Source organism: Anaerococcus sp. (assembly GCF_022770135.1).
Lineage (GTDB): Bacteria > Bacillota > Clostridia > Tissierellales > Peptoniphilaceae > Anaerococcus.
Window position 1 is genome coordinate 1 of sequence record NZ_JALEIL010000018.1, and the last position, 10,948, is coordinate 10,948.

12 protein-coding genes are annotated in these 10,948 nt (G+C 33.0%); all 12 read left to right on the top strand.

The genetic code is table 11. The annotated features are described in order from the left end of the window. On the top strand, positions 1–648 hold a 648-nt coding region (locus MRZ08_RS00580; RefSeq protein ID WP_297377983.1), incomplete at its 5' end, for an ABC transporter ATP-binding protein. Positions 649–663: 15 nt separating this feature from the next. Further along, positions 664–1,731 carry an ABC transporter substrate-binding protein gene (locus MRZ08_RS00585; protein WP_297377987.1) on the top strand — a complete coding sequence of 356 codons (1,068 nt, stop codon included), beginning with the start codon at positions 664–666 and terminating at the stop codon, positions 1,729–1,731. A 54-nt stretch (positions 1,732–1,785) separates the two neighbouring features. Then, complete coding sequence (locus MRZ08_RS00590; RefSeq protein WP_297377991.1) at positions 1,786–2,889, top strand: class II fructose-bisphosphate aldolase; 1,104 nt, start codon at positions 1,786–1,788, stop codon at positions 2,887–2,889. A 21-nt stretch (positions 2,890–2,910) separates the two neighbouring features. Further along, positions 2,911–3,759, top strand: a complete 849-nt coding sequence (locus tag MRZ08_RS00595; protein ID WP_297377994.1) for a triose-phosphate isomerase family protein — start codon at positions 2,911–2,913, stop codon at positions 3,757–3,759. A 2-nt stretch (positions 3,760–3,761) separates the two neighbouring features. After that, positions 3,762–5,240 carry a lactate racemase domain-containing protein gene (locus tag MRZ08_RS00600; RefSeq protein ID WP_297377997.1) on the top strand — a complete coding sequence of 493 codons (1,479 nt, stop codon included), beginning with the start codon at positions 3,762–3,764 and terminating at the stop codon, positions 5,238–5,240. A 2-nt stretch (positions 5,241–5,242) separates the two neighbouring features. Next, positions 5,243–6,397, top strand: a complete 1,155-nt coding sequence (locus MRZ08_RS00605) for a diphosphate--fructose-6-phosphate 1-phosphotransferase (RefSeq protein ID WP_297378000.1) — start codon at positions 5,243–5,245, stop codon at positions 6,395–6,397. A gap of 12 nt (positions 6,398–6,409) precedes the next feature. Next, positions 6,410–7,570, top strand: coding sequence for an N-acetylglucosamine-6-phosphate deacetylase (nagA, locus tag MRZ08_RS00610; protein ID WP_297378003.1), 1,161 nt, complete (start codon positions 6,410–6,412; stop codon positions 7,568–7,570). After that, a complete protein-coding gene (locus MRZ08_RS00615; RefSeq protein WP_297378006.1) occupies positions 7,567–8,130 on the top strand; it encodes a hypothetical protein in 564 nt (187 codons plus the stop codon). Before nagA ends, MRZ08_RS00615 begins: the two co-directional genes overlap by 4 nt. Beyond that, positions 8,124–8,462: a hypothetical protein gene (locus MRZ08_RS00620; RefSeq protein ID WP_297378009.1), complete on the top strand. Its 339-nt coding sequence runs from the start codon at positions 8,124–8,126 to the stop codon at positions 8,460–8,462. The genes MRZ08_RS00615 and MRZ08_RS00620 overlap by 7 nt, the downstream gene beginning before the upstream one ends. A gap of 19 nt (positions 8,463–8,481) precedes the next feature. Continuing rightward, positions 8,482–9,219, top strand: a complete 738-nt coding sequence (locus MRZ08_RS00625) for a glucosamine-6-phosphate deaminase (protein ID WP_297378012.1) — start codon at positions 8,482–8,484, stop codon at positions 9,217–9,219. A gap of 8 nt (positions 9,220–9,227) precedes the next feature. Continuing rightward, positions 9,228–9,779, top strand: coding sequence for a chromate transporter (locus MRZ08_RS00630; protein WP_297378015.1), 552 nt, complete (start codon positions 9,228–9,230; stop codon positions 9,777–9,779). Then, positions 9,776–10,324, top strand: a complete 549-nt coding sequence (locus MRZ08_RS00635) for a chromate transporter (protein ID WP_297378018.1) — start codon at positions 9,776–9,778, stop codon at positions 10,322–10,324. Before MRZ08_RS00630 ends, MRZ08_RS00635 begins: the two co-directional genes overlap by 4 nt. The last annotated feature ends 624 nt before the right edge of the window (positions 10,325–10,948 follow it).

Genomic DNA, 10,948 nt, shown 5'->3' on the forward strand with positions numbered 1-10,948 from the left:
GGATGTGGAAAGTCTACTCTGCTAAATAATATTGCAGGACTTGATAATCCTACTTCTGGAAATATTTATCTTGATGGAAAACCGATTGAAGGTACAGGAGTTGAAAGAGGAGTAGTATTTCAACAATATGCCCTTTTCCCATGGAGAACTGTTTTAAGAAATGTAACCTTTGGTTTGGAGATGCAAAATGTTCCTAAGCAAGAAGCTGAAGATAGGGCTATGAAGTATATAAAGTCTGTAGGTCTTGAAGGCTTTGAACACGCATATCCTAAAGAATTATCAGGAGGAATGAAACAAAGAGTTGCAATTGCAAGAGCGTATGCAGTAAATCCAGAGATTTTATTGATGGATGAGCCTTTTGGAGCTTTGGATGCTCAAACTAGAGTTCAGCTTCAACAGGAATTATTGGACACATGGCAAAGGGAAAAAAAGACTTGTTTCTTTATAACTCACGACGTAGATGAAGCGGTTATATTAGCTCAGAGAGTTGTTATAATGAGTGCTAGACCTGGAAGGATTAAAAAGGTGGTTGATATAGATATACCATATCCTAGAACTCAAGATATAAAAACTTCTCCTAGATTTGTAGAGCTAAAAAACATGATATGGGATGAAGTATACCAAGAATTTTTGGAAATTAAAAAATAAAATTTGGGGGAAATTATGAAAAAACTAATTAGATTATTACTAGTTGCAACTTTTGCAATATCTTTGACAGCTTGTGGCGGGAATAATAAAAATGAAACTGCTGAAGAAAAATCAGAAACTACAGAGGTTAGCAAAGAAGAAAGTATAGACGAAGACAAGAGTGAAGCAAAAGATGACAACAAAGAAACTGTGAAATTAAATGTAGCTTATATGCCAAACTATGCATCTTTGTGGCATTTGGTTACCGCTGTAGACAAAGGATTTTTCGAGGAAGAAGGATTGGATGTAAATCTTATAGAATTTGCGGATGGTCCATCAGAGATTGCAGCAATGGAAGGTGGAAGTGTTGATTTGGCTTACATTGGCCACGGCGCTCACAAACTCGCTATCCAAGGAAAGGCAGATATAATCGCACCTTCATCAGTTCATAATACTGACAAGATAACAGTTTTACCAGATAAAGGTATTGAAAAAATAGAAGATATTAAAGGTAAAAAGATTGCATATAATGCAAAATCATCATCAGAAACAGCTCTTCAAGGAGCTTTAGCTAAAGCTGGTATAACAATGGATGATATTGAACCATATGAAATGGATGCTACAAACATGGTAGCAGCAATGATGTCAGGGGCTGTTGATGCTTGTACAGCATGGAATCCATACGATTCACAAATCCTTGAAAATGTTGAAGGTTCTAAACAAATAGAATTTTCTACAGATTCAGTTAATATGTCCTCATTTATAGCGTTGCCAAAATATGTAGAAGAAAATCGCGACATTGTGCTTAGATTCTCTAGAGCAATTTATAAAGCAATGGAGTTTGCTTCACAAAAGGAAAATTGGGACTACGCAGTAGAACTTTATGCTAAACAAGCAGGAAAAGATAAGGAAAAATCTATGATTGAAACTTCAGATGCAAAATGGTTTTCTGCAACTGATATTAAATCAGGATTAGAAGATGGTACTATCAAAGATTATTACGAAAGACAACAAAAGATGTTTACAGACTCAGAGGAGGCTATCGAGGAAAGACCGGTTGAAGAATACGTTAGGTTTGATTTAATGGAAGAAGCTTTAAAATAACAGATTATAAAGAGAGTTAATAGCTCTCTTTATAAATACAAACAAAGAAGAAATATGGAGACAAAAATGCCCTTAGTAAATGGAAAATATTTATTAAAAAACGCGGAAAAATTTAAATATGGACAAGCGGCCTTTAATGTAAATTTTGTTGATCAAATTGATGCGGCAATAGAAATTCACGAAATTATGCATGCACCCTTGTTAATTCAAGTAGCAGATCCTGCTTTAGGTTTTTTTGCTGGAGTTTACGACTTTAAAAATAGCACTATAGAAGATAAAAAAAGAGGAGCAAAATTAGTAGCTGATTACGTGATTAATAAAGCTAAAGATACAAAAATTCCAATAGCTCTCCATCTTGATCATGGTAGGAATTTCGAAGTATGCAAGGCTTGCGTTGATGCTGGTTTTACTTCTGTAATGTATGATGGCTCTTCCCTTAGCTTTGAAGAGAACATAACTAATACTATAGAAGTAGTCGAATATGCTAAAAAATATGATGTTAGTGTTGAGGGGGAACTTGGAGTTTTAGCTGGAGTTGAGGATGATGTTAGGGCTGAAAGTTCAACTTATACAAACCCTATACAAGCTCTAGAATTTGCAGAAAAGACTAAAATTGATTATTTAGCTATATCCTATGGAACTAAACATGGTTCAAATAAGGGTAAAGATGTAAATTTAAGTACCGAAATAGTAATAGCTATAAGAGAATTATTTTTATTCAATAATGTTGATTGTCAGATTGTATCTCATGGATCTTCAACTATTCCAAGATATTTGGTAAAGGATCTATCAAAATATGGAATGGATATCGAAAATACTGAAGGAATTAAGATAGAGCAAATCAAGAAGGCGATTAGAAGTGGAATCAACAAGATTAATATAGATACCGATATAAGAATGGCAACTACAAGAAACTTACTTGAAATGTTTGAGAAAGATGAAAGTTATAAGTTAAACAAATATTATAAATTTGTTTATGAATATCTTATGGATAATAGAGGGGATTTCGACCCTAGAAGTAGCTTGAAACCGTTTATGAATGAAGCAATAGAAGGATTTTCTGATAAAGATAAATGCATAAAGGATGCAATTAAAAAAGCTGTATATGAGATAATGTCCCAAATAATAGTTGAGTTTAATTCTTTAGGAAAAATCTAAAACAAGAAATGAGTAATAGTTTTGAAACACATACACTTAAATTTAAAAAGATTTGATATAGGAAAAAAATACGGCGGGGTTAACCCAAGTTCAGATATAAGATTATGGTCTAAGGATATTATAGAAAAAACAGAGGAAAGACTAAAGGAATTAAAAGAAAACTACGATGTAGAATTTAGTATGTATTTTCCAGAAATACATTTATTTAATAGTATTGAAGCTAGAAAATATGATGATGTTGTTGTATCTATAGGATGTCAGGGTGTATACGAACTTGATTCATCTGTTGGGGGGAATTTCGGTGCTTTTACAAGCCAAAGAACGGCCAACTCAATGAAACAAGTTGGTGTAGACTCCGTTATAATTGGGCACTTGGAAGAAAGAATTGGCTTAAAAAATATATTAACCAAGGCAGAATCAAACAATATATCAAGTGTAAATATAATATTGAATGAAAGAATAAAAAGAGCTTGTGAAGCAGGTTTAAAAGTACTTTACTGCATAGGAGAGACTTCTGAAGAGAAAGAAAGATGGAAAGAGGTACTAAAGAATCAGCTAGAGATTGGACTTTTAGATGTTGATATGGATAAGGTTTTGATTGCTTACGAACCAGTTTGGGCAATTGGCCCAGGAAAAACCCCTCCAAGCTCAGATGAGATAAAAGAAGTTGTAGACTATATAAAATCAATAAAACCACAATTGGAAGTATTATATGGGGGAGGACTTAAAAAAGATAACGCTAAGGATTTATCTAATATCAAGTCCCTAGATGGGGGACTAATAGCACTTACTTGCTTTAGTGGAGATATAGGTTTTTACCCAGATCAGTATATTGAAATAATTGAGAATTACTTATGTAAGGAGAATTAACTATGAAACTAGAATTCGAGTATGGACAAGGTCTAATGTCTGCAAATCTACCAGACAATACAGATGTCTTCATTCCGGGAGAAACTATCAAAGATCCGGATTACATACCAGAAGATAAATTAGAAGAGGCTTATTTAAATTCTCTTAGAAATCCAGAAGGAAATATAAAAACACTATCTGAAATGGCAGATTCTAGTAAAAAAGTAACTATTATATTTCCAGATATAGTAAAAGGCGGACTTCAAGAAACAAGCCATAGAAAAATGTCAATCAGACTTATCTTAGATGAATTGAAAGAAGCGGGAGTAAAAAAAGAAAATATACTTTTGATTTGTTCCAATGGACTTCATGCTAAAAATACTAAAGAAGAAATATATAAAATATTAGGAAAAGAAATATTTTCTAGTTTTTGGCATACAAATCAGATAATAAACCATGACAGCGAAGACTATGATCATATGATCTATCTTGGAAAGACTGAAGAAAGAGGAGATGATGTTTGGTTAAATAAGTATGTCTATGAAAGTGATATAGCAATAATGATAGGTCACTCACAAGGAAATCCATATGGAGGATATTCTGGCGGTTACAAACATTGTTCTACAGGACTCAACCACTGGACTTCAATCGCAAGCCACCACGTTCCAAATGTTATGCACAGACATGATTTTACTCCTGTAAATAACAACTCCATGATGAGACATAAATTTGATGAAATAGGCCACCATATGGAAAAAGCAATGGGACATCATTTCTTTTGCTGTGATGCAGTACTCGATACTAAATCTAGACAAATTGAAATCCATAGCGGTACAGCTGCAGCAGTTCAAGAATCTTGCTGGAAAGTAGCAAATATAAGAACCTATGTTCCTTTTGCAAAGGAAAAATACAATGTTATGGTATTTGGTTTGCCTCAAGATTTTCATTATGGTGACGGAATGGGAACAAATCCAATAATGTTAATGCAGGCAATTTCTGCACAGGTTGTAAGGCATAAAAGAGTTATGGCGGATAACTGTGTAATAATTTGCTCGTCAATTTGTAATGGATATTTTAATGATATGCGTTGGCCTTACTTGAGAGAACTATTTGATATATTTAAATCAAATCATATGCAAACCCTACCAGATATGAACAGACTAGGAGAATATTTTGCAACTAATCAAGAATATATAAGAAAATATAGATTTGCTAATGCCTTCCATCCATTTCATGGATTTAGCATGATGTCATCTGCGCATATTGCTGAAAAAGAATGTGCAGCAATATATGTTGTCGGTGCCCAAGATCCAGGATACGCTAGAGCTATGGGGCTTAAAACTAGAGCTAGTTTTGAAGAGGCTTTAGAAGATGCAAGAAAGATTGTAGGAAAAAATCCTAGAATATTAGCCTTACCTCAAACATTTAAATTAGGAGCTGTGCACCTAATGATGGAGAATGATCCATATCCAGAAACACCTGATTACGAAGGATATAGATAGTTATGAATTATTTGATTGTTCATGGTGGAGGACCAACTCCTGTAATTAATGCATCTTTATATGGACTTGTCACAAGGCTTAAGAAAGAAGACAAGGATGCACATATTTACGGAGCTTTGGGAGGCATTGAGGCAATTTATAATAAAAGATACATAGATTTTGCGAAAGTAAATAAATTTGAATTAGAAAATCTATTGTATACACCAGCAAGTGCTATAGGTTCATCAAGATATCCTCTTTATAATGAAGATTATGAAAAAATATCTAAAAAATTAAAAGAACAACATATAGATACTATATTTCTAAATGGCGGAAATGGAACTATGAATACTTGCGCAAAATTGGCAGAGTATTGTAAGGGCTATGATATAAATGTTATTGGTATCCCTAAAACCATGGATAATGATATAGCTAATATTGATCATAGTCCTGGTTTTGGATCTTGTGGAAAGTTTATAGCAAGTAGTGTTGCCGAGATTTGCGTAGATGTAAAATCTCTTCCGATTCATGTATGTATAGTAGAAACTATGGGAAGAAATGCGGGATGGCTTGCAGGCGCATCTGCACTTGCAAAATCACAATTTTGCAACGGACCTGATTTAATTTATACACCAGAACATGCTTTTGATGAGAAGTCTTTTCTTGAAAAGATACGACAGTTATGGAGTAAAAAAAGAGGAATAGTAGTCGTAGTAAGTGAAGGTCTTGTTGGACTTGATAAAGAACCAATAGTAAAACCTATTTTCAAATCTGGTAGATCTGTCTATTATGGAGATGTAAGTTCATATCTAGCTGAAAGTGTAATTAAAAAATTAGGTATCAAAGCTAGAAGTGAGAAACCAGGGCTTATTGGAAGATCTAATATTTCGATAAGGTCAGATGTAGATCTTAAAGAAGCTATAATAGTTGGAGAAAAAGCAGCAACTGCATCTTTAAATAATCAAACAGGTGTTATGGTTGGAATAGTAAGGGAATCTGTTACTGATTACAAAATTTCATATCCGATAATACCAATTAATCCAGGTATGCTTGCTGAAAAGAAGATGCCTATTGAATTTATAAATGAAGAAGGAAACGGTGTAACGGATGCTTATCTATCATGGTGTAGACCAATAGTAGACTACTCTCCTTATCCATATGTATCTTATAATATCTAGGAAGGTAATAAAGTGACTTATTATATAAAAGCTAAGAATATAATATTAGAAGATAGAGTTGAAAAGAATTGTTATTTAAAAATTCAAGATGATGGAAAGTTTGGTGATATCTTAAAGATTAAACCTAAAACTGGGGAAGTTATAGATTATTCCGACTACACAGTTGCTCCAGGGTTAGTTGATACTCATATTCATGGATTTTCATCTTATGATGTCATGGATAATGATTTTATTGGACTAGAAACAATGAGTGAAAAACTCTTATCTTGTGGGGTAACAAGCTTCTTGCCTACGACATTAACAGATAGTTTTGAAAAAACTAATGAAATTGTAAAGATGATAGGAGAAAATTATAAAAAAGTAAATGGGGCGAAGATTCAGGGTATATTTTTGGAAGGGCCATTCTTTTCAGAAAAATTCAAAGGAGCTCAGAATCCCAAATATATGGGCAATCCAACAATAGAGAAACTTAGAATTTGGAATGAAAGTTCAAATCATATGATAAGAAAAATCGCCATAGCTCCAGAGCTTGAAGGAAGTGAAGAATTTATAGCTTGGGCGAGAGATAATCATATTTATGTGGCTTTAGGTCATAGTGATGCAAGTTTTGAACAAGCTAGAAGAGCGGTAGATGCTGGTGCTAATATTTTTGTACACACTTTTAATGCTATGAGTAATATGGTTCATAGACATCCAAACATGGTTGGAGCAGCTTTCAGTCTGGATCATGTCTATGCAGAAGCTATTTGTGATGGTCATCATAATCACCCGTTTTCTATAAATGCTTTAATTAGGGCAAGAAGTGAAGATGAAGTTGTTCTTATAACTGACTGCATGCGCGCTGGAGGAATGGGTGAAGGAGAATCGTCCCTAGGAGATTTTGATGTTATAGTAAAAGATGGAACAGCAAAATTGAAAGGAACAGACACACTAGCAGGCTCAATATTAGAGTTAAAAGATGGAGTGAAAAATGTTGTTGACTGGGGACTAGTATCATATGATAAAGCATTGAGAATGGCATCTTTAGTAGCTGCAAAATCAGTTGGTATAGATGACATATGTGGAAAGATTCACTATGGAAGAGATGCTGATTTTATTGTCTTAGATGAAGATTTAAATCTAATGAGCACATACCTAAATGGAATCAAGAGATATGAAAGGGAAGAGTTATGAAGAGACTCTTAGATGCAACAAGTAATGAAATACTTTCTATGAGTAGGGAAGACTTGCTTCAAGCTATAAGAATTAGTGAAGGAAGGACAATTTTATCGGAAAACAATGTTAGTATAACGCAGGTTCAGCCTATGATTACGAATAGCGAAGTGGCAAGGGCATTTGGAGCAGATTTAATATTACTAAATTGTTTTGATGTATTTTCACCTAAAGTTATGGGAATAGAATATCCTGTAGATAATTATGTGTTTGAACTAAGAAAGCTTACAAAAAGACCAATAGGGATAAATCTTGAACCTGTGGATATAAAGGTCTCTACTCTAGAGAATAGAGATAAGATTTCAAAAGGTAGAATTTGCTCAAGAGAAACAATAGAGCTAGCTAGTAATCTTGGCTTTGATATAATATGTCTAACGGGAAACCCAAGTACTGGCGTTAGCAATGAAGCAATAAAAGAAAGTATAGAATTGGCTAGGAAGTATTTTGATGGAATAATAATTGCTGGGAAAATGCATAATTCTGGTATTGGCGAAGACATTATAGACAAAAAAATGTGGTAGAATTTATTGACAAAGGAGCAGATGTAATACTTTTGCCAGCTGCAGGCACGTTCCCGGGAATCACTCCTGATTATTTAAAAGAACTTGTAGATCTTATACATTCTAAAAAAGCTTTAGCGATGAGTGCTATAGGTACAAGTCAAGAATCATCTAGCGTAGAAACAATTAGGCACTTGGCTATAGTTAATAAGATGGTTGGATTTGATATTTTTCATATAGGCGATCATGGGTATTCAGGACTTGCCCCATACAGGAATATAATGGAGCTATCTATAGCTATAAGAGGTGAATCTTTAACTATAAGAAAAATAGCATCATCGAATTTAAGATAGAAAAGAAAGAAGGAAATAAATGAAAATCTTAGTTACAGAAGGTAATCCAAGCGGAAGTAAATTAGCTTATAAAATTATTAGAGATGTAAATGAGAATGGTGGAAAAGTTTTTGGATTTGCTACAGGTATTGCTCCAGAAGAAACATATAGATTATTAAGAGAAAGCGATGTCGATTTTACTGATAAGATATCAATAAATCTCGATGAATATATAGGACTTTCCAATGATCATAACCAGAGTTATCATTACTTTATGAATAGACATTTATTTAATGAAAAGCCATTTAAAAAATCTTACCTTCCGGATGGTATGGGAGATCCTGAAGAAGTTATAAGAGAATACGACGAAATTTTAGAAGAAAATCCAATAGACTTACAAATCCTAGGAATAGGAGTCGATGGACATATTGCGTTTAACGAACCAGGGACATCCTTCGATAGCACAACCCATATTTCATACTTGGACGAGTCAACTATAAAATTTAATAGTCAACTGTTTAATTCTATTGATGAAGTCCCAAGATCAGCATTTACAATGGGAATTAAGTCTATAATGGATTGTAAGAAAATAATCTTATTAGCTTTCTATGAGTCTAAAGCTCAAGCTATTTATGATACAGTCTTAGGACCTATAACAGAAGATGTACCGGCAAGCATTTTGCAAAAACATCCAGATACCACTTTGATATTATCAAAGAAATCTGCAAAACTATTACCAGAAAATATAATAACATACGTAAGTGATGAGGAAATATAGGTTGATAAATGATATCATGTTGGCAGCTCTTTAAAACTTTATTTAAAATAAATTTAATAACATTTGGTGGTGGCTACACAATAGCACCAGTAATAAAAGATGAGTTTTGCAAAAAAAAGAAATTGATAGAAACTAGTGATATGCTTGATATTATGGCTTTAGCTCAAAGCGGTCCTGGAGCTTTAGCGGTTAGCACAAGTCTTCTTACAGGATATAAAATTTTAGGAAAAAAAGGAGCTCTTATTGGAGCAATCGCTTCATTTACACCACCTCTTTTTGTGATAAGCATAGTATATTTATTCTATGAAAAAGTATATGATAACTTTTGGATAAGGGTAGCTTTAAGAGGAATGAGTGGAGTTATAAGCGCAGTCTTATTGCTAACTACTTACGATCTAGCTAAAGAAGCCTTAAAGATAAATAAATACTTTTCTTTAGCTGTTATGTTATCTAGTTTTGTTATTGGATATTTTACAAGCATCAATGTAGGATTTATAATTCTAACCTTAGCTATTTTAGGAATAATTGTATTCAGTACAGGAAGGATGAGTCCGAAATGATTTTATTTAATTTGTATAAGGCTTTTTTTGTAATTGGATTGTTAGCGTTTGGTGGTGGATATGCATCCCTACCAATGATTCAGGAAATTATTGTAAATAATACTAAATGGTTATCTATAACTGAAATGATTGATGTGGTAACCCTATCACAATTAACTCCAGGACCAATAGCTGTAAACGCTGCCTCCTTCGTAGGAACCAAGATGGGGTCCATACCTGGAGCAATTTTTGCAACATTGGGAGTAGTAACTCCTCAAATAATATTGATGTTAATTTTAGGGAGAATGGTTTTTTCTGGAAAAAAAATTCTTGTATTTGATAAAATGCTTGGAGCATTAAGGCCAGGAGTTGTCGGATTAATTGCTACCGCTACTTTATCAATGATGTATTCTTCAATGTACATAGAAAAGATAGCAAAGCCTGATTTTATAGGAATCATGGGATTTGTAGTTGGATTTTTATTATATATAAAGAAAGTAGATATGGTAAAAATAATAGGAGTTGGTGCAGTAGTTGGTATTTTATTGGGATCTTTTGGAATATAAAAATAATTATTAACTTAATTAGACAAATCCATAAATATGTAATAACTTAAACTCATTGTCTATTAATTAAATGTTGTTGGCAAACAACAACCAACAACATAGATTCAAAGGATAGGATAACTTATCCTTGAGTTTTTTTCTCTAAATTTTATATAAATTAAAATAATTAAATAGCTTTCTTTCAGTATATTTACAAGAATTTTAGAAATGAATCCAATACTTATAATCATAAGCAGAAGCATAATGGTTTTGTACTAAAATCTCTTTAAATGACAATCTATGAACCAGTCCTAGTAAGTTATTTTATAAGTTCTTTATAGTTAAGATATTTCTTGTTTTACATAAGCAAATGGATGAAATTATTAGTTTTTAAAATCTATGTGCTGCCTTATTTATTTTTAATTTAAGATTAGTATAAACGGTAAAAATCCCAACCTATATTGGCTGGGATTTTACAAATTAATTTATAAAATTATTCACCAAGATACATTGTAGATGAGCCTGGATACATTTTTGCTAGTTCGTTTATGATAAGCCCTATGTCACCGTAGCCTGTTTCTTCTAGGATTTTTTGGCCACGACTTGCTGCTAGGTCTATGTCTTCATTAGTCATTTGGGCTACTA

Excerpts from the sequence above, each read along its gene's own strand:
- MRZ08_RS00635 (WP_297378018.1), top strand. The coding sequence starts at position 9,776 with ATGATTTTATTTAATTTGTATAAGGCTTTTTTTGTAATTGGATTGTTA.
- MRZ08_RS00605 (WP_297378000.1), top strand. The coding sequence starts at position 5,243 with ATGAATTATTTGATTGTTCATGGTGGAGGACCAACTCCTGTAATTAAT.
- MRZ08_RS00600 (WP_297377997.1), top strand. The coding sequence starts at position 3,762 with ATGAAACTAGAATTCGAGTATGGACAAGGTCTAATGTCTGCAAATCTA.
- MRZ08_RS00615 (WP_297378006.1), top strand. The coding sequence starts at position 7,567 with ATGAAGAGACTCTTAGATGCAACAAGTAATGAAATACTTTCTATGAGT.
- MRZ08_RS00590 (WP_297377991.1), top strand. The coding sequence starts at position 1,786 with ATGGAGACAAAAATGCCCTTAGTAAATGGAAAATATTTATTAAAAAAC.
- MRZ08_RS00585 (WP_297377987.1), top strand. The coding sequence starts at position 664 with ATGAAAAAACTAATTAGATTATTACTAGTTGCAACTTTTGCAATATCT.
- MRZ08_RS00625 (WP_297378012.1), top strand. The coding sequence starts at position 8,482 with ATGAAAATCTTAGTTACAGAAGGTAATCCAAGCGGAAGTAAATTAGCT.
- MRZ08_RS00630 (WP_297378015.1), top strand. The coding sequence starts at position 9,228 with ATGATATCATGTTGGCAGCTCTTTAAAACTTTATTTAAAATAAATTTA.